This window comes from Glycomyces sp. NPDC050141 (assembly GCF_055586545.1).
The window spans coordinates 16885-35253 of record NZ_JBVJHZ010000045.1 but is presented as its reverse complement, the minus strand read 5'-3'; the positions used below and the strand labels follow the sequence as shown (position 1 = coordinate 35253).

The window sequence follows — 18369 nt, the reverse complement described above, 5'->3', positions numbered from 1 at the left end:
CTCCTTTCCGCCTCCAGCCTGGCACGGTTCCCCGGGACCCGTCCCGAGCCGCATCGCTTACAACGGAATGCCAAGCGCTCCTAGGCGTCCGGCAGTGCCTCCGCCGCCGGACCGGCCATGGCGACGGCGAGGTCGCACAGCTCCTCCTGCGGGTCCTCGGGGGTGCCGAGCACCCAGATCCGCAGGGTCTCGGTGGTGATGGTGCCGTCCTGATCGGCGCTGGGGAACTGGCGGTAGACGACGCTGACCAGGCACGAGTCCTCGTCCCAGTGGTTGCCCTCGTTGTACGCGGGCAGGCCGGCGAATTCGAGGCGCTCGCCGTCGTCGGCCTCCGGCGGGTCGTCCCGGTCGAAGAGGACGCGCACCATCGTGTCGCTCGTGGTGCTCACCCACCAGCAGCTCCACCCGCCGAACCCTTCGAGCGGGTCGTCGGCGGCGACGCCCGGGAAGTGTTCGAGCCCTTCGTCGTCGAGCAGTTCGCAGGCGTCGAGATAGAACAGCGACTCCGGGTCCTCCCCGTGTTCGCGCCGCGCCATAGGGCCCTGCGCGAGTACGTCGAGGGCGGCGGTGGCGGCGGTATCGATGATCGGGCAGATCTCGGTCTCCTCGCCGGGGTCCTGCTTCGCGGTCATCTCGACGAAGTGCTCGCCGTCGGGGAAGATCAGCGTCCGGGTGCAGTTGTCATGGGAGCCTTCGTCGCTGACGAGGCCGAAGTCGCCGACCATGGCGACCTCGCCCTCCTGGAGCGGGTCGCCGTTCGTCTCGTAGAGGTACAGGTTGAGGTCGACGCCGCCGGTGGCGTTCTCGATGCGCAGGTCGCAGCTTTCGAAGGAGCCGTTGTCGGTGTCGATCTCGGTCGGCCCGTAGACGCCGAGTGCCGTTTCGTCCCACAGCGCGCACGGGTCGGCGGTGGTCTGGTCGCCCACGAAGTCCCACGGGTCGAGCGCGGCGGCCTCGCCTCCGGGCGTCTCAGTGTCGTTGTCGGGCAGGCCGTTCCACACGAACGCGGCGAGCACCACCAGGGCCGCGGCGGCGGCGCCGCCGACGATCCAGCGTCTCTTGAGACCGGTCCGGCGCGCGGCCCCGACCGCCGCCTCGCCGCCGATCCTCCCGAGTTCGATCCGCGCCTCGTCGATCTTGATGCGCCGCTTCGGGTCGGTCTGGAGGAGCCGGTCGAGCAGCGGCGCGAGCGCCCCGGCCCGCTTCGGTTCGACCCGGTCGCCCTGGGCGGTCCGCCACAGCAGCGAGTGCGCGTTCCCCTCGCCGAACGGCGACGTGCCCTCGACCAGGTGGAAGATGGTGGCGCCCAACGAGAAGACGTCAGCGGCCTGAGTGAACTTCCCGCCCCGCACCACTTCAGGCGCGACGTACCCGGGCGTGCCGGTGACCGCGCCGGTCCCGGTGAACGTCGGCTCCGCGTGGACCTGCCGGGCGATCCCGAAGTCGGCGAGCTTCGCGAGCCCGGACGCGGTGACCATGACGTTCGCGGGTTTGATGTCGCGGTGCAGGATGCCCTTGGCGTGCACCGCCTCCAGGCCCCCGGCGAGCTGCGCGCCGTACCGCGCGGCCTGCTCGGCGGCCACGGTCCCCGCCTCGGCCAGGGTCCGGCCGTCCACGTACTCCATGACGATCCACCAGTCGCCGTCCTCCTCGACGGCGTCGTAGACCGTGACCACGCTGGGGTGGTTCACGCTCGCGAGCACCTCGGCCTCGCGCCGGACCTTCGCCGCGGCTGCCGCGTCACCGCCCGTCAGCGCCCGCTTGAGCGCGACAGACCGCTCGCGCAGCCGCAGGTCGGCCGCGCGCCACACCTGCCCCTGGCTGCCCGAACCGAGCCGCTCTTCCAACCTGTACCGATCGCCCACAACCTGCCCAGCGCGCAACCGTCTCTCCGCTCGCCTAAACCCGAATCGCCCCCATGTGTCGCGCTCCACATTAACGCACTGAAGCGACGCAAACCCGCCCCGGAAGGCGCAGTCCGGTCGCAACCGCACCTGTGTCCGGAACCACGCGCCAAAGTAGTTGCACTCAGTGCATCGTTGCGCTTAGTGTAATCAGCATGCCAGCGACTTCAGCGCCCGGCGACCGCCGTGCCGCTCTGAAAGCCAAGAGCCGCAAGGCGATACTCGACGCCGCCGCGGAACTCATGAACGAGCGCCGCAACGCCGACTTCTCCGTCGACGAACTCGCCGCCGCCGCCGACGTCGCCCGCCGCACCGTCTTCAACCACTTCGACTCCCTCGACGAAGTGGTCACCGCCGTCGCCGGCGACCTCCTCGTCGAGATCGTCGACGCCATGGAAGCCGAAGCCGAGAGCGCCTCCGGCGACGACGCCACCGTCCTCGGCTACCTCGCCGCCGCGAGCTCCGCCGACCACCTCGTGCCCACCGTCGCCTACCTCATCGAAGTCCTCGGCGGCTCCGCGAGGCAGCCCACCGAACGCGGCGCCGTCCTCATGCAGCGCGCCGTCGCCCTCTTCACCGCCCAGATCACGGCCGCCGTCGCCCGCCGCTACCCCGAAGTGGACGAACTCCGCGCCGGGTTCCTCGTCGACGCCTTCAGCGGCGGCATCGTCGGCCTCACCCAGCGCTGGTCCATCGCGACCGGCGGCGCCGACACCGCCGCCTCCCGCCGCGTCTGGAACGACCTCCTCACGCAGCTCATCGCCGTACTGCGCGAACCCGCAGCCTGACCGATCCTCCTGAACCCGAAAGGCCGACCCATGGCTGAATTCCTGTACCGCGTGGGCCGCTGGTGCGCCCGCCGCGCCAAAACCGTCATTGCGGCCTGGGTCGCGGTCCTCGCCGCCGCCGCAGGCGCGTACGTGCTCTTCGGCGGCACCGTCACCTCCGTGATCACCATCCCCGGCACGCCCACCGAGGCCGTCACCGAACAACTCAAGGACGCCATGCCCGAAGCCGCGGGCGGCACCGGCACCATCGTCGTCAGCACCGAGAACGGCGAGGCGTTCACCGCCGAGCAGCAAGCGGCCATCACCGGCCTCGTCACCCGCGCCGCCGACACCGACGGCGTCGAGACCGCCGTCGACCCCTTCGCCACCGAAGCCGGACGCGCCGCGCAGGCCCAGGCCATCGCCGACGGCCGCACCCAGATCGAAACGGCCCAAACAGAACTCAACGCCGCGCAGGACCAGCTCGACCTCGCCCGCGAACAGCTCGGCGACACCCCCGAGCTCGCCGCCCAGCAGGCCCAGCTCGACGCCGGGCAGGACGAACTCGACCTCCAGGCCAACGCCCTCTCACAGGGCGAGGCCCTGCTCCGGCTCGCGTCCGGCATCACCATGGTCGCCGAGGACGGCAGCGCCGCAGTCGTCTCCATCGCCTTCACCGAACCCCAGATGGAGGTCACCCCCGAGACCAAGGCCGCCGTCACCGACCTCTTCGACGACAACCCGATCGACGGCGTCGAGACCGACTACTCCTCCGACATGCTCGAATCCGTGCCCAGCGTCTTCGGCGTCGGCGAGGTCATCGGCCTCGTCGTGGCCGCCGTCGCCCTCATCGTCATGCTCGGCACGCTCATCGGCGCGGCCCTCCCGCTGCTCACCGCGCTCGTCGGCGTGGGCGTCGGCGCCATGACGACCATGTCCCTCTCCGGCGTCATCGACATGACCTCGGTGACCCCGGTCCTCGGCCTCATGCTCGGCCTCGCCGTCGGCATCGACTACTCGCTGTTCATCGTCAACCGCCACCGCCGCCAGCTCAAAGAGGGCTACGACCTCGACGAGTCGATCGCCCTCGCCACCGGCACCTCCGGCAACGCCGTCGTCTTCGCGGGCGCCACCGTGCTCATCGCGCTGGCGGCCCTGAACGTCACCGGCATCCCGTTCCTCGGCCTGATGGGCACGGCCGGGGCGCTGTGCATCGCCGTCGCAGTCCTCGTCGCCGTCACCTTCATCCCGGCCCTGCTCTCCTTGGCGGGCATGAAGATCCTCCGCCGCTCCGAACGCGCCGCCATCGCCGATGCGCACCCGACGCCCGATACCGAAGCCGAACCGGCCGTGAAGGCCATGCGCACCCCGAGCGCGCTCCTGCGCGTCCTCGTCGGCATCGGCGCACTCGTGGTCGTCGCGATCCCCGCGCTCGACCTGCGCCTCAACCTGCCCGACGGCTCCTCCGAAGCGCACGACACCACCCAGTACCAGGCGTACGCCACCGTGGCCGAGCGGTTCGGCGAGGGCGCGAACGGGCCGCTGCTCGTCGTCGCGACCCTCCCCGGCGGCGCCGACGAGGCCGAAGCCGCCCAGTTCAAGATCGCGACGGCGCTCGGCACCCAGGAAGGCGTCGTCGCCGTCGCCCCGATCGGCACCTCCGAGGACGGCACCGTCGCCGCGTTCCAAGTCCTGCCCGAATCCGGGCCGACCAGCGAGGCGACCGAGGAACTCGTGCACACCCTGCGCGGCCTCGACATCGACGGTGTCGACTCGATCGGCGTGGCGGGCAGCGCCAGCGGCAACATCGACATCTCCGACAAGCTCGCCGACGCCCTCCCGGTCTACCTCGGCGTCGTCGTCGGCCTCTCGCTGCTCATCCTCGTCCTCGTGTTCCGCTCGGTCTTCGTGCCGATCGTCGCGACCCTCGGGTTCGTCCTCAGCTACTTCGCCGCGCTCGGCGGCGTCGTCGCGATCTACCAGTGGGGCTGGCTCGCCGACGTCTTCGGCGTCGACAGCCCCGGCCCGATCCTGAACTTCCTTCCCACCTTGCTCGTCGGCATCCTGTTCGGACTCGCCATGGACTACATGCTGTTCCTCGGCTCGGGGATGCGCGAGGCCTACGCCCACGGCGTGCCGGCCCGCCTCGCCGTCGTCCACGGCCTGCGCGCCGGACGCTCGGTCGTCACGGCCGCCGCGATCATCATGATCGCCGTCTTCGGCGGGTTCGTGTTCTCGCACTCGGCGATGATCCGGCCGATCGGGTTCGCGCTCGCGTTCGGCGTCCTGGTCGACGCGTTCCTGGTGCGGATGCTCATCATCCCGGCGCTCATGCACCTGTTCGGCGAGAAGGTCTGGTGGCTCCCGAAGTGGCTCGACCGCCTGCTGCCCGATGTGGACGTCGAAGGAGCGGCCCTGGAACGGCGCCACCCGCACGTCGAGCACGTCGAACGGGAAACGGTACACAGTGCATAAATAAGCTCAGCGCATCTCGGAGGCCGCCGACCGGCTGAGTCACCGGATGCGCTGGGCCGCAACGGCTGCGGCCACCGCCATGACCCCGGTGAGGGCGAAGGTCCCGGCCAGCGCTGCGGTGGTCGTCCCGCCGTACTGGTTCGCGAACGCGATCGCCGCGCCGCCGAGCCCGCTCACCACGGCCACCGAGAGCGTCTGCGCGAGCTGCAGCGAGCCGCTCGCCTCGCCCTGGCGCTCGGCGGGCGCCTGCTCGAGCGCGTCCGTCGTGGCGGCGTTGAACGCGATGCCCATGCCGGTGCCGCCCACGGCCCAGCCGAGGATCGCCACCAGCGGCGGCACGGCCTCGACGAGGACCGCGATGCCGAGAATGACCACGCCTGCCGCGAGCAGCGCGGAGCCGAGCCGGATCGGCACCGCCCGGGAGCGCCCGCTCCAGCGCTCGTCCGCGCGGCCCTGCCAGGCCGCGCCCGCGACCCAGGTGATCGCGCCGGCCGAGAGGCCCAGCCCTGCTACTGCGGCGCTGATGCCGCGCAGTTCGATCAGGCCGAGCGGCAGGAACGCCTCGCTGCCGAAGTAGGCGCCGCACAAGAGGAACCGGATGACGATCCCGGTAGGCACGCCCCGCTCGCCGCGCAGCGTCCCGGCGGGGAGCACCGCGCGCAGGCCGATCACCGCCGCGAAGGCACCGGCGATCGCCAGCGGCACGAGCAGCAGGAGCCGGTCGAGCTCCAGGCTCAGCAGCAGCAGGCCCGTGCCGACACTGATGAGGACGCTGAGCGCGACCGGCCCGCGCCACCACGGGCCGCGCGGCACCGGGGTCGCCTCCCGCTCGCGGTCGCGGCGCAGGAGCGGCGGTAGCGACATGGCCGAGGCGAGCGCGATGAGCGGCAGCAGGAGGACGAACACCCCGCGCCAGTGCGCGTATTCGGCGATGACCCCGGCGAGCACGGGCCCGGCGAGCGAGGGCACGGTCCAGGCGCCGGAGACGAGCGCGTACATCCGGGACTTGAGCCGGTCGGGGTAGTGGACGCCGATCACGGTGTAGGCCAAGGCCATCACCGCGCCGACGCCGAGGCCCTGGATGAAGCGGCCGGCGAGGAACAGCGGCCAGTTCCCGGCGGCCCCGGCGGCGGCGCACCCGATCGCGAAGACGGCGAGTCCGATGCCGAGCGGGCGCGCCGGGCCGTGCCGGTCGGCGGCGCTGCCCGCCGCGATCGTGCCGATGACGTTGGCGAGCATGAGGGCCGAGAGCCCCCAGCCGTAGGCGCCGAGGCCGCCGAGCCGGTCCGCGACCTCGGGCAGGATCGTGGCGACGCCCATGGATTCGAACGCCACCAGGCCCACTGAGAGCACGATGCCCCAGGTCAGGGCGGCATAGGGTGGCTGGAAGACGCTGCGGGGGAGTGTCTGGACGGCGGACACGGCAACCTCCTATTATATTTCGTTACGGAACGGAACGAAATTAAGGCTACTATACTGACCGCCATGAGGGAATCCTGGAGCGGCGTGGCCCGCGCCTCCGACAAGACCGTCGGACGGCCCCGCGACACGCGGCTCGACGCCGCGATCCTCACCGCCACCAGGGAACTGCTCGACGAGGTCGGCTACACCGGACTGACCATGGAGGCCGTCGCCGCCCGCGCGGGCACCTCGAAACCGGCCATCCGCCGCCGCTGGGCCTCGCGCCAGCTCCTCGCCGTCACCGCCCTCGGCGAGATCATGGGCACCTCGCCGACCCCCGACACCGGCTGCACCCACTGCGACCTGATCCAGGGCATCGAGACCATCGGCCGGGCCTTCGGCGGCGACTTCGGCCGCCGCACCCTCCCCGGCCTCATCGCCGACCTCGCCGACGACCCCGAACTCGACCGGGTCTTCGCCGAGACGGTCTTCCACCCCCGCCGCGCCACCACGCTCGCCGCGCTCCGGCGCGGTGTCGAACGCGGCGACCTCCGCGAGGACGCCGACCTCGACCTCCTGCTCGACCTCCTGGCGGCCACCACCTACCATCGCATCCTCTTCGGACACGCCCCCGTCGGCGAACGCCTCGCCCACGACGTCGTCATCACGGTCCTCGAAGGCGCGGCCACGCCGCAATGGCGCGAGCACTACCTGGAGCAGCACCGCCACTGAAGACGAAAAGAAGCCGCCGACCGGCACTGCCGGTCGGCGGCTTTCGCGTCGAGTGGTCGACTACATGCTCTCGACGACCTCGTAGGTGCCGTCGCTGTCGTTGTCCTCGGCGTACGTGTCCAGGAAGCCGTCCGCGTCGGTGTCGGCCTCGACGGTGTTGACGAAGCCGTCGTTGTCCGTGTCCGTGCCGTAGGTGTCCAGGTACGTGTCGCCGTCGGTGTCCACGAGGATCGACTCGGAGTAGCCGTCGCCGTCCGCGTCGGTCGTCACGGTGTCGACCCAGCCGTCGCCGTTCATGTCCGACTCGACGGTTTCGTTGTAGCCGTCCCCGTCGAGGTCGTACGAGGTCGACTCGTTCACGCCGTCGCCGTCGACATCGGTGTCCGCCACGGAGGTGTAGACGTCGTCCGAGGACGAGTCGTCGGCGTAGGCGTCCTCGGTGTACGAGTCGTCCGTGTACGAAGTCGAGTCCTCAGTGGAAAACTCATCGACCGAGTCGGAACCGTAACCGTCAGTGGTGTAGTCGTCCTCGACCGTGTCGAATTCGCTCATCGCTAAGTCCTGCCTCGGGATTGAGAAGTGTTCGGTGCTGTCGTTGGAAACCATAGATCGCAAACGCAAACCGGTTCCTCCCAGGATCGTGCCACTCCTGTCGCGCGTTTCCCGGAGGTCAGGCGGCGACGGTCTCCTTCGGCTGCGTCTGCTTGGGCGGCAACGCCTCCGCGGGAACGTGGTCGTCGACCAGCACCGCCTCGTTGAACGGCTCGTCGCCCGCGAACACCCGGTTCGCCCGGTCGCGGTCGAAGCCCTTCGTCCACGTCCCGATGAGGACCGTGGCGACCGCGTTGCCCGCGAAGTTCGTCAGCGCCCGCGCCTCGGACATGAACCGGTCGATGCCGAGGATGAACCCGACACCGTCAACCAGCTCGGGCCGGTGCGACTGCAGGCCGCCAGCGAGCGTCGCGATGCCCGCGCCGCTCACCCCGGCCGCGCCCTTCGAGGCGATGACCATGAACACCAGCAGCGAGATCTGCTCGGCCAGGCCCAGGGGCTGGCCCTGCGCGGTCGCGATGAACAGCGTCGCCATCGTCAGGTAGATCGCGGTGCCGTCCAGGTTGAACGAGTACCCGGTCGGCACGGTGATGCCCACGACCGGCTTGCTCACGCCCAGGTGCTCCATCTTCGCGATCAGCCGCGGCAGCGCCGACTCCGAAGAGGACGTCGACACGATCAGCAGGAACTCCCGGCCGAGGTAGCGCAGCAGCTTGAACAGGTTGACCCGGGCCGCGAACCACAGCACCGCGCCCAGCACGCACACCACGAACACCAGGCACGTCGCGTAGAAGCCGAACATGATCACCGCGAGGCTCTTCAAAGCGTCCCAGCCGGTCTCGCCGACCACGGCCGCGATCGCCCCGAACGCGCCCACCGGCGCCGCCCACATGATCATCCCGAGGATGCGGAACACCAGCTTCTGCAGGTGCCCGATCCCGCGCAGGACCGGCTCGCCCGCCGTGCCCATCTTCTGCAGTGCGAACCCGGCGAGCAGCGCCACCAGCAGCGCCTGCAGCACCGAGCCGTCAGTGAACGCCGAGACCAGGCTCTCGGGGATGATCCCGAGCAGGAAGTCGACGGTGGTGTGCGAGCCCGCCTCGGCCGCCGTCTCCTGCGCCGCAGTGGCCGCCTCCGGGTCGAGGTCCATGCCCGAACCCGGGTTCAGGAGGTTGCCGACGACCAGGCCGATCGCCAGCGCGCACGTCGACATGACCAGGAAGTAGCAGAGGGCGATCAGGCCGACCTTGCCGACGCTCGCGGCCTTCGCCACCGAGCCGATGCCGAGCACGATCGTGCAGAAGATGATCGGGACGATCATCATCTTGATGAGGGCTACGAACCCGGTGCCGAGCGGCTTGAGCTGCACGGCGAACTCCGGGACGGCGAAGCCGACCAGGACGCCGAGCACCACGGCCGCGATGACGGCCAGATAGAGGAAGTGCGTGCGGTCGCGCCGCTTCGGGGGCGGGGGAGTGGACATCTTCGTCTCCTCGTTCATGGGGGGAATGACGAAAGTTTCCATCGACTTGTGAAGCCAGTCACGATTCTGTTCATTTCGGTCTCGTGACTGGCACGTGTACACATGGTGGGTGACCAAACCGTGGACCCTCGCCCGGCAGCTCCTCGTGCTGCAGCTGGTCCTGGTCGGCCTGCTCGTCGGCGCGGGCGCGGTCCTCGCCTACCTCGACGCGGGCCGCGCGACCGAGGACAACGCGCGCGAGACCGCCGTCGCGGTCGCCGAGACCGTCGCGGACTCCCCGAGCCTCACCGCCGCCCTCGCCCACGACGACCCCTCCCGCGACCTGCAGCCGTTCGCCGAACAGGTGCGCGCCGACACCGGGGTCGCCTTCATCACGATCATGGACCCGGACGGCATCCGCTACACCCACCCCGACCCCGCCCGCATCGGCGAACCGTTCATCGGCAACACCGCGAAAGCCCTTGCGGGCCAAGCATTCACCGAGACCTACACCGGCACCCTCGGGCCGTCCGTGCGCGCGGTCGTCCCCGTCTTCGACGCGGAGGGCGACGTGGTCGCCCTCGTGGCCGCGGGCATCACCGTCGAGGCGATCTCGGCCGAACTCAACGAGCGGCTCGCGCCCCTCGCCGGGGTCGCCGCCGCCGTGCTCCTCGCCGGCATCGCGGGCAGCTACTTCGTGAGCGCCCGCCTCGGCCGCCAGACCCGCGGGGCCGCGCCCGCCGAACTGCGCGACATGTTCGAGTACTACCAGGCGATCCTGCACTCGGTCAGGGAAGGACTCGTCCTCGTCGGCAGCGACGGCCGCGTCGTCCTCTGCAACGACGCCGCCCGCGACCTCCTCGGCCTGCCCGAGGACAGCCGCGGTGTCCCGGTCGCCGACCTCGGCCTCGCCGACGACCTCGCGGCCGCGTTCACCTCGACCGAGCCGCGCGGCGACGAACTGCACCTCACCGACACCCGGCTCCTGCTCGTCAACTCGGTGCCCGTGCGCTCCCGCGACCGCCGCATGGGCAACGCCGTCACCTTGCGCGACCACACCGAGCTGCAGAACCTCACCGGCGAACTCGACTCCGTGCGCGGCTTCGCCGAGTCCCTGCACGCCCAGGCGCACGAGTCCGCGAACCGGCTGCACGCCGTGATCTCGCTGATCGAGGTCGGCCGCGTCGACGGGGCCGTGGCGCTGGCGACGGCGGAGCTGGAGGTCGCGCAGCAGCTCACGGACCGGGTCGTCGGCTCGGTGGCCGAGCCGGTGCTGGCCGCGCTGCTGCTCGGCAAGCTGAGCGAGGCGAGCGAGCGCGGGGTCGAGCTGGAGCTGACCGCCGACACGGCCATGCAGGAGTCCGAGGGCGTGGACGCGCGCGACCTCATCACGATCCTGGGGAACCTCATCGACAACGCGATGGACGCCGCCGTCGAGCACGCGGCCGAACGCGCCCCGAAAGTCCAGGTCACCGTGCGGTCGGAACCGGACGGACTGTTCGTCCGCGTCGCCGACTCCGGCCCCGGCATCGCCGACCAGGCCGACATCTTCCGCCGCGGCTGGTCGACGAAGCCCGCCGCCGCGACCGGGCGCGGCCTCGGCCTCGCGCTCGTCGGGCAGGCCGTGCGCCGCTACGGCGGCCGCATCAAGGTCGCGAACGGCTACGAGAGCGGCGCCGTGTTCACCGTCCGCCTACCGATATCGTCGAGCCGATGATCAGGGTGCTCGTGGTCGAAGACGACCCGGTGGCCGCCGACGCCCACCGGGCCTACGTCGAGCGCGTCGCCGGGTTCACCGTCGCGGGCGTCGTGCACTCGGGCAACGAGGCGATCCGGTTCTGCTCCCGCAACCCCGTCGACCTGGTCCTCCTCGACTTCTACCTGCCCGACACGCACGGCCTCGCGGTGTGCGCGGCGCTGCGGGCCGCCAGCGCCCCCGTGGACGTCATCGCCGTGACCTCCGCGCGGGACCTGTCGGTCGTGCGCGCGGCCGTGTCCTCCGGTGTCATGCAGTACCTGCTCAAGCCGTTCACGTTCGCGACCCTGCGCGGGAAGCTCGAGACGTACGCGGCGTGGCGGGCGCAGGTCGTCGGGCCCGGCGAGGTCGGCGGCCAGAACGACGTCGACCGGATGCTGTCCGAGCTGCGCACCCCCGGCCAGGGCCCGCTCCCGAAAGGCCTCAGCGCCTCCACATTGGAGTCGATCAGCGCCGCGCTCGGCGACGCCGCCGAAGGCATGTCCGCCGCCGCGATCGCCACCACCGTCGGCATCGCGCGCGTCACCGCCCGCCGCTATCTCGAATACCTGGCCGACAACGGCATCGTGCAGCGCCGCCCCCACTACGGCAGCGTCGGCCGCCCCGAGGTCCGGTACCTCCTCGTCAGGAACTGAAAACGGCGTTTCGCGCCCGCGCAACGGGGAACTCCCGGAGGGCCGATCGTGGGAGGATGTGACGATGAAATCACAGCGGGACTTGCCGAAACACGACTCCGAGCCCGGCGTCGAGACCGACGCGCTCCGCCTGTCGGACATCGCAGGCGGCGACAGGGCCGAGTTCTACGAGCCCGAACCCGAAGACCTCCCGGTGCCCGCCTCCGAGAGCCGCACCGCGCGCATCGTCATGATCGCCGCCGTGGTCGGCATCGCGGCCGCCGCCGCAGTCGGCGCCAAGATCGCCTACGACCGCCGCAAGTCCGCCCAGGGCTACCGCAAAGCCGTCGAATACCTCGACGACGCCCGCGAAGCGCTCCTGACGGCCGCCGCCGAACTGCCCGAACGCGGCCGCGAAGTCCTGCAGCGCGTCACGCACCACTAAGGGCCGTAGCGGACCGGCGCGATCTCGGGTTGGATGGCATCCATGGCCCTCCACTCCTTCCACCTCGCCCACGCGCCCGTGCGCCGATCGGTCGGCGCCCTCGTGCGCCCGCCCGCGGCCCCCGGCCTGCGGCACGTCGAAGTCCTCGCCGCCATGGAACTGGGCGCACCCGTCGTCTCCCCGCGCCGCATGCAGCTGCGCCACCTCGCCGTGTTCGCCGAATGGGCCGACGAAGCGGCACTCGACGCGTTCCTCGCCGAACAGCCGCTCGGCCGGACCCTCGCCGCCGGCTGGCACGTCCGCCTCGAATACCTCCGCCGCTGGGGCGAGGTCCGCGAACTCGCGCACCTCCCCGCCGAGACCGGCCGCACCGACCCCGCCGAACCCGTCGTCGCCGTGACCCTCGCCCGGATGCGCCTGCCCGAACTCCCGCGCTTCCTCCACTGGGGCCGACCCGTCGAACGCCAGGTCCGCGACCACCCCGAGACCACCCTCGCGCTCGCCGCCATGCGCCCGGCCCGGACCGTCTCCACCTTCTCCGTCTGGACCAGCTCCCGCGCCATGACCGGCATGGTCCACGGCCGCGACCCCGGCCCCGCGGCCCGCCTCCACCACGAGGCCATGGCCGAACGCGAACGCCGCGACTTCCACCGCGAGTTCACCACGCTCCGCTTCCGCCCCCTCGCCGAACACGGCGCCTGGGAAGGCCGAACGAACATCGTCCCGAACTGAGGCGACAAAAAACCCGCACGGGCATCAGATGCCGTGCGGGTCAATGCTGTAGCCCGGGTGGGATTCGAACCCACACTGTACGGGTTTTGAATCCGTCTTCTCTGCCAGTTGGAATACCGGGCCGGAGCCGGTGCAAATGATACCCGGTGGGAGGCGGCCGCCGATTCGCCGGTCCCGCCGCCCGTTCCGCGCCTTCGCGGGTTGCGCCGCTCACGTTTCAGTTCCATCGTCCGAAACGCTCGGCATAGGAGCGTGCGGGCCCGGAACGCGGCGGCTAAGCTAGCGTCCTGGTGTGCCTGAAACGACGCACGCCCCCACCACGTCCATACGCGCACGAAAGGTACGGACCCGCATGACGAGCAAGGCCGCCGAGGAGCCGCGCAAGCGCGTGCTCATCGCCGAAGACGAGGGGCTCATTCGCCTCGACCTGGCCGAGATGCTCACCGAGGAGGGCTACGAGGTCGTGGCCGAGGCCGCCGACGGTGAAGCCGCCGTCCGCCTCGCCCAGGAGCACCAGCCCGACCTGGTCATCTGCGATATCCAGATGCCGATCATGGACGGCCTCCAGGCCGCGGAGAAGATCGTCTCCGCACGCATCGCCCCGGTTGTGATCCTCACCGCCTTCAGCCAGCGCGACCTCATCAGCCGCGCCCAGTCGGCCGGTGCCATGGCCTACCTCGTGAAGCCCTTCCAGAAGTCGGACCTGGTCCCCGCGATCGAGCTCTCCCTCACCCGCTTCGCCGAGATGACCGCCCTCGAGAAGGAGGTCGCGAACCTCACCGAACGCCTCGAGGTCCGCAAACTCGTCGACCGCGCCAAGGGCCTCCTCATGACCCAGTACGGCATGCCCGAGCCCGACGCGTTCCGCTGGATCCAGCGCGCCGCGATGGACCACCGCCTCTCGATGCGCGCCGTCGCCGAACGCGTCATCGCCGAGGCCGAGCAGAAGGAAGCCCAGGAAGCCGAGTAGGTTCCCACAGGTTTTCGAAGGCCCGCGTCACCTGACGCGGGCCTTTCTCTTGCCCGAGCCACGCCGTCTCCGGCTTGTGCCGGACTTGTCGGACCCACTCGCTAGGCTCGTGGACGTGACCGCTACGCAACCGCGCCTGCTCCTGATCGACGGCCATTCGATGGCCTTCCGCGCCTTCTTCGCGCTGCCCGCCGAGAAGTTCGCCACCGACGACGGCCAAGTCACCAACGCCGTCTACGGGTTCGCCTCGATGCTCATCAACCTGCTCAAGGCCGAGGAGCCCACCCACGTCGCGGTCGCCTTCGACGTCTCCCGCAAGTCCTTCCGCACCGAGGAGTACCCCGCCTACAAGGACGGCCGCGGCGAGACCCCCGAGGAGTTCAAGGGCCAGATCCCGATCATCCAGGAGATCCTGGACGCCTTCGGCATCAAATGGCTCACCAAGCAGAACTTCGAGGCCGACGACATCATCGCCACCCTCGCCACCCGCGCCGAATCCGCCGGGCTCGCCACCCTCATCTCCTCCGGCGACCGCGACGCCATCCAGCTCGTCAACGAGGCCACCACCCTCCTCTACCCGATCAAGGGCGTCACCGAACTCGCCCGCTACACCCCCGACAAGGTCGAGGAGAAGTACGGCGTCACCCCCGACCGCTACCGCGACCTCGCCGCGCTCGTAGGGGAGAAGGCCGACAACCTCCCCGGCGTCCCCGGCGTCGGCCCCAAGACCGCCGCGAAGTGGATCGTCAAGTACGGGTCCCTCGACGGCCTCGTCGCCAAAGTGGACGAGATCACCGGCAAGGCCGGGCAGAGCCTGCGCGACCACCTCGACGACGTGCTCCGCAACCACCGCCTCAACAACCTCGTCCGCGACCTCGAACTCGACAAGGCCGTCGAGGACCTGGAGTGGGAGGGCTGGTCGGTCGCCGAGACCAACCGCCTGTTCGACGCCCTCCAGTTCCGCGCCCTCGGCGAACGCCTCAACGCCAACCTCGCCGGGAAGGCCGTCGGCGCCGTCGACGCGGTCCCCGCCGCCGAGGTCGCCAGCACCGAAGCGGCCGCGCTCGAACCCGGCGGGCTCGCCGCCTGGCTCGGCGCACGCGAAGCCGACGTGGCGATCGCCTTCACCGGGACCTTCGCGTCCGGCGCGGGCTCGTTCGACTCGGTCGCGCTGGCCGAAGGGGGCCAGGCGCTCTGGTTCGAACCGTCGCAGCTCGATGCCGAGGACGAGTCGGCCTGGGCCGCATGGCTCGCCGACCCGGCCAAGGGCAAGGTCGTGCACGACGCGAAGGCGTTCCTGTGGGGCGCCGACGCGGCGGGCTGGCCCGAGGTCGCCGGTATCAAGGCCGACACCGTGCTCGCCGCGTACCTGCTCAAGCCCGAGCAGCGCTCGTACGCGCTCGGCGACCTCGCGATGCAGTTCCTCGGCCGCGAGCTGGAGACCCCGGAGTCGCCCGCCGACGACGGCGCTCTGGTCGGCCTCGATGCCGCGATGAGCGACGGTTCCGCGAAGCTCGAAGCCGACTGCGCCGCAGCCGCCGTCATCGGCGACCTCGCCGTGGAGCAGACCGCGCGGCTGGCCGACCGGCACCAGGCGGCGCTCGCCGAGAACATGGAGTACCCGCTCGCCAGCGTCCTGGCTCGCATGGAGATCCTCGGGATCGCCGCCGACGAGGGCCACTTCGCGGACATCGAGTCCGGGTTCGCGATGCAGTCGAAGGAGGCCACGGACCGCGCCCACGAGATCGTGGGCCGCCCGTTCAACGTCGGCTCGCCCAAGCAGCTTCAGGAGATCCTCTTCGAGGAGCTGAAGATGCCCAAGACCAAGCGCACCAAGACCGGCTACACGACCAATGCCGAAGCGCTGCAGCAGCTCTACGCGAAGAACCAGCACCCGCTCCTGGAGCAGCTGCTGCGGTTCCGCGACGTGGAGAAGCTGAAGCAGATCGTCGCGACGCTGCGCGCCACGATCCAGACGGACGGTCGCATCCACACCACGTTCCACCAGACCGTGGCCGCCACCGGGCGCCTCTCCTCGGCCGACCCGAACATCCAGAACATCCCGGTCCGCTCCGAGGCCGGGCGCAACATCCGCGCCGGGTTCGTCGTCTCCGACGGCTTCGAGTCGCTGATGACCATCGACTACAGCCAGATCGAGATGCGGATCATGGCGAGCCTCACCGGCGACGAGGGCCTGATCGACGCGTTCGTCGCGGGCGAGGACATCCACAACGCCGTCGCCGCGAAGGTCTTCGCCGTCGCGCCCGAGAAGGTGACCGCCGAGCACCGCCGCAAGATCAAGGCCATGTCCTACGGGCTCGCCTACGGCCTGTCCACGTACGGGCTCAGCCAGCAGCTCGCGGTCTCCACCGAGGAGGCCCAGCAGCTCTCCAACGACTACTTCGCGCGCTTCGGGAAGGTCCGCGACTACCTGCACCGCGTCGTCGAGGAGGCCCGCAAGACCGGGTACACCGAGACGATCATGGGCCGGCGCCGGTACTTCCCGGACCTCACCTCCGACAACCGCCAGCGCCGCGAGATGGCCGAGCGGGCCGCGCTCAACGCCCCGATCCAGGGCAGCGCCGCCGACATCATGAAGACCGCGATGCTCGGCGTCGACCGGGAGCTGCGCGCCTCCGGGCTCGCCTCGCGCGTGCTGCTCCAGGTGCACGACGAATTGGTGTGCGAAGTCGCACCCGGTGAGTCGAAGGCGCTCGAAACGCTCGTCCGCGAGCAGATGTCGAACGCCGCCGAACTCGCGGTGCCCCTCACGGTGTCCGCCGGATTCGGTGAATCCTGGGAAGCCGCAGCCCATTAACCGGTCAAGGCGCCCGCTTGCCGGCCTTACATGCGCGTGGCAGTCGACACGAGGTCCCGGCCCGGACTGGCGCGCCGTAATCGCGCACGGTAACCTGGATTGGCCTGGGCATGTCCGCGTCCTCAGAAGGGAGCAGGACGCGTTGCCAGCGGCAAGGGCGGCCCGGGAACGAACTGCGAGCATTCGCGTCTAGCGAGGGCGCGGGCGCGAGCCCACGAATTTACGTATCCGGAGCACCAGCCCACATGACGAGCAGCATCGAGGCCACCTCGAGCAACGCTGAGAACAGCACGGTCGAAGAGTTTCTTTCGGACGAGGACCTCCTCGCCGCGATCGACGCGACCATCAAATACTTCAATGACGGCGATATCGTCGAAGGTACCGTCGTCAAGGTCGACCGGGATGAAGTCCTGCTCGACATCGGCTACAAGACCGAGGGCGTCATCCCCTCGCGCGAGCTGTCGATCAAGCATGACGTCGACCCTGAAGACGTCGTCTCTGTGGGCGACCACGTCGAGGCCCTCGTCCTCCAGAAGGAAGACAAAGAAGGCCGCCTGATCCTCTCCAAGAAGCGCGCTCAGTACGAGCGTGCCTGGGGCACCATCGAGAAGATCAAGGAAGAGGACGGCGTCGTTCGCGGCTCCGTCATCGAAGTGGTCAAGGGCGGTCTCATCCTCGACATCGGCCTGCGCGGCTTCCTGCCCGCGTCCCTGGTCGAGATGCGTCGTGTGCGCGACCTGCAGCCGTACGTCGGCCGCGAGCTCGAAGCCAAGATCATCGAGCTCGACAAGAACCGCAACAACGTGGTCCTGTCGCGTCGCGCGTGGCTCGAGCAGACCCAGTCCGAGGTCCGCACCGAGTTCCTGCACCAGCTCGCCAAGGGCCAGGTCCGCAAGGGCACGGTCTCCTCGATCGTCAACTTCGGCGCGTTCGTCGACCTGGGCGGCGTGGACGGCCTCGTGCACGTCTCCGAGCTGTCCTGGAAGCACATCGACCACCCGTCCGAGGTCGTCGAGGTCGGTCAGCCGGTCGAGGTCGAGGTCCTTGAAGTGGACCTGGACCGCGAGCGCGTCTCCCTGTCGCTGAAGGCGACCCAGGAAGACCCGTGGCGCCAGTTCGCCCGCACCCACGCGATCGGCCAGATCGTCCCGGGCAAGGTCACCAAGCTCGTCCCCTTCGGCGCGTTCGTGCGCGTCGAGGACGGCATCGAGGGCCTGGTGCACATCTCCGAGCTGGCCGAGCGCCACGTCGAGGTGCCCGAGCAGGTCGTCAAGGTCGGCTCCGACGCCATGGTCAAGGTCATCGACATCGACCTGGACCGCCGCCGGATCTCGCTCTCGCTCAAGCAGGCCAACGAGGCCTACGTCGAGAACGAGGAGCAGTTCGACCCGACGCTGTACGGCATGGCCGCGCAGTACGACGACCAGGGCAACTACATCTACCCGGACGGTTTCGACTCCGAGACCGGCGAGTGGATGGAAGGCTTCGACGAGGCCCGCGAGGAGTGGGAGCGTCAGTACGCCGAGGCCCGCACCCGCTGGGAAGAGCACGGCAAGCAGATCGCCGAGCGCGTCATCACCGAAGCGCCCGCCAAGCCCGCCGAGGGCGAAGCGGCCCCCAAGGGTGACAAGAAGGGCGGCAAGGCCCCTGAGAAGAAGTCGGCTCCGGCCGAGCCTCAGGGCACCCTCGCCACCGACGAGGCGCTCGCCGCGCTTCGCGAGAAGCTGGCCGGCAACTAGAT

Annotated in this window: 14 protein-coding genes and 1 tRNA gene; 10 read left to right on the top strand and 5 right to left on the bottom strand. The window is 70.2% G+C overall.

Features of this window, described 5'->3' with window-relative positions:
* Positions 1 to 80: 80 nt before the first annotated feature.
* Positions 81 to 1847, bottom strand: a complete 1767-nt coding sequence (locus ACZ60M_RS21915) for a serine/threonine-protein kinase (RefSeq protein ID WP_465420803.1) — start codon at positions 1845 to 1847, stop codon at positions 81 to 83.
* 212 nt (positions 1848 to 2059) lie between these two features.
* Here ACZ60M_RS21915 and ACZ60M_RS21910 point away from each other — a divergent pair, with 212 nt between their 5' ends.
* Both ACZ60M_RS21910 and ACZ60M_RS21905 read left to right on the top strand, forming a co-directional pair.
* Positions 2060 to 2692, top strand: a complete 633-nt coding sequence (locus ACZ60M_RS21910) for a TetR family transcriptional regulator (protein ID WP_465420801.1) — start codon at positions 2060 to 2062, stop codon at positions 2690 to 2692.
* Between the two features lie 30 nt (positions 2693 to 2722).
* The gene (locus ACZ60M_RS21905) at positions 2723 to 5146 is read left to right on the top strand and encodes an MMPL family transporter (protein ID WP_465420799.1); all 2424 of its coding nucleotides are present in this window, start codon (positions 2723 to 2725) and stop codon (positions 5144 to 5146) included.
* 39 nt (positions 5147 to 5185) lie between these two features.
* Here ACZ60M_RS21905 and ACZ60M_RS21900 read toward each other — a convergent pair whose 3' ends face one another.
* Positions 5186 to 6568 carry an MFS transporter gene (locus tag ACZ60M_RS21900; protein WP_465420797.1) on the bottom strand — a complete coding sequence of 461 codons (1383 nt, stop codon included), beginning with the start codon at positions 6566 to 6568 and terminating at the stop codon, positions 5186 to 5188.
* Positions 6569 to 6631: 63 nt separating this feature from the next.
* On the opposite strand from ACZ60M_RS21900, the gene ACZ60M_RS21895 reads away from it, so the two are divergent.
* A complete protein-coding gene (locus tag ACZ60M_RS21895; RefSeq protein ID WP_465420795.1) occupies positions 6632 to 7279 on the top strand; it encodes a TetR/AcrR family transcriptional regulator in 648 nt (215 codons plus the stop codon).
* Positions 7280 to 7339: 60 nt separating this feature from the next.
* Here the strand turns inward: ACZ60M_RS21895 and ACZ60M_RS21890 are convergent, their stop codons facing one another.
* Positions 7340 to 7831: a hypothetical protein gene (locus ACZ60M_RS21890; RefSeq protein ID WP_465420793.1), complete on the bottom strand. Its 492-nt coding sequence runs from the start codon at positions 7829 to 7831 to the stop codon at positions 7340 to 7342.
* Between the two features lie 118 nt (positions 7832 to 7949).
* The gene (locus tag ACZ60M_RS21885) at positions 7950 to 9314 is read right to left on the bottom strand and encodes a cation:dicarboxylate symporter family transporter (RefSeq protein ID WP_465420792.1); all 1365 of its coding nucleotides are present in this window, start codon (positions 9312 to 9314) and stop codon (positions 7950 to 7952) included.
* A gap of 109 nt (positions 9315 to 9423) precedes the next feature.
* Here ACZ60M_RS21885 and ACZ60M_RS21880 point away from each other — a divergent pair, with 109 nt between their 5' ends.
* The 4 genes from ACZ60M_RS21880 (at position 9424) to ACZ60M_RS21865 (ending at position 12840) form a co-directional block, all read left to right on the top strand.
* Positions 9424 to 11010 (top strand): ATP-binding protein, encoded by a 1587-nt coding sequence (locus ACZ60M_RS21880; RefSeq protein WP_465420790.1) that lies wholly within the window; start codon positions 9424 to 9426, stop codon positions 11008 to 11010.
* Positions 11007 to 11684, top strand: coding sequence for a response regulator (locus ACZ60M_RS21875; protein ID WP_465420788.1), 678 nt, complete (start codon positions 11007 to 11009; stop codon positions 11682 to 11684). The genes ACZ60M_RS21880 and ACZ60M_RS21875 overlap by 4 nt, the downstream gene beginning before the upstream one ends.
* A 64-nt stretch (positions 11685 to 11748) precedes the next feature.
* Entirely contained in the window at positions 11749 to 12108 is a 360-nt protein-coding gene (locus tag ACZ60M_RS21870) for a hypothetical protein (RefSeq protein ID WP_465420787.1), read from the top strand.
* A gap of 42 nt (positions 12109 to 12150) precedes the next feature.
* On the top strand, positions 12151 to 12840 hold the full coding sequence (locus tag ACZ60M_RS21865; protein ID WP_465420785.1) for a hypothetical protein: 690 nt from the start codon (positions 12151 to 12153) through the stop codon (positions 12838 to 12840).
* Positions 12841 to 12889: 49 nt separating this feature from the next.
* Here the strand turns inward: ACZ60M_RS21865 and ACZ60M_RS21860 are convergent.
* Positions 12890 to 12963: transfer RNA gene (locus tag ACZ60M_RS21860), tRNA-Leu, on the bottom strand.
* Between the two features lie 229 nt (positions 12964 to 13192).
* Here ACZ60M_RS21860 and ACZ60M_RS21855 point away from each other — a divergent pair.
* The 3 genes from ACZ60M_RS21855 (at position 13193) to rpsA (ending at position 18367) form a co-directional block, all read left to right on the top strand.
* The gene (locus ACZ60M_RS21855; RefSeq protein WP_091038394.1) at positions 13193 to 13810 is read left to right on the top strand and encodes an ANTAR domain-containing response regulator; all 618 of its coding nucleotides are present in this window, start codon (positions 13193 to 13195) and stop codon (positions 13808 to 13810) included.
* Positions 13811 to 13925: 115 nt separating this feature from the next.
* Complete coding sequence (gene polA / locus ACZ60M_RS21850) at positions 13926 to 16628, top strand: DNA polymerase I (RefSeq protein ID WP_465420783.1); 2703 nt, start codon at positions 13926 to 13928, stop codon at positions 16626 to 16628.
* Positions 16629 to 16873: 245 nt separating this feature from the next.
* On the top strand, positions 16874 to 18367 hold the full coding sequence (rpsA, locus tag ACZ60M_RS21845; RefSeq protein WP_208494375.1) for a 30S ribosomal protein S1: 1494 nt from the start codon (positions 16874 to 16876) through the stop codon (positions 18365 to 18367).
* Positions 18368 to 18369: the final 2 nt, after the last annotated feature.

What these genes read in the sequence shown, in the direction of transcription:
- ACZ60M_RS21910 (WP_465420801.1), top strand. Translation starts at nt 2,060, where the DNA reads ATGCCAGCGACTTCAGCGCCCGGCGACCGCCGTGCCGCTCTGAAAGCC.
- ACZ60M_RS21895 (WP_465420795.1), top strand. Translation starts at nt 6,632, where the DNA reads ATGAGGGAATCCTGGAGCGGCGTGGCCCGCGCCTCCGACAAGACCGTC.
- ACZ60M_RS21890 (WP_465420793.1), bottom strand. Translation starts at nt 7,831, where the DNA reads ATGAGCGAATTCGACACGGTCGAGGACGACTACACCACTGACGGTTAC.
- ACZ60M_RS21885 (WP_465420792.1), bottom strand. Translation starts at nt 9,314, where the DNA reads ATGTCCACTCCCCCGCCCCCGAAGCGGCGCGACCGCACGCACTTCCTC.
- ACZ60M_RS21870 (WP_465420787.1), top strand. Translation starts at nt 11,749, where the DNA reads ATGAAATCACAGCGGGACTTGCCGAAACACGACTCCGAGCCCGGCGTC.
- rpsA (WP_208494375.1), top strand. Translation starts at nt 16,874, where the DNA reads ATGACGAGCAGCATCGAGGCCACCTCGAGCAACGCTGAGAACAGCACG.
- ACZ60M_RS21905 (WP_465420799.1), top strand. Translation starts at nt 2,723, where the DNA reads ATGGCTGAATTCCTGTACCGCGTGGGCCGCTGGTGCGCCCGCCGCGCC.
- ACZ60M_RS21865 (WP_465420785.1), top strand. Translation starts at nt 12,151, where the DNA reads ATGGCCCTCCACTCCTTCCACCTCGCCCACGCGCCCGTGCGCCGATCG.
- ACZ60M_RS21855 (WP_091038394.1), top strand. Translation starts at nt 13,193, where the DNA reads ATGACGAGCAAGGCCGCCGAGGAGCCGCGCAAGCGCGTGCTCATCGCC.
- ACZ60M_RS21875 (WP_465420788.1), top strand. Translation starts at nt 11,007, where the DNA reads ATGATCAGGGTGCTCGTGGTCGAAGACGACCCGGTGGCCGCCGACGCC.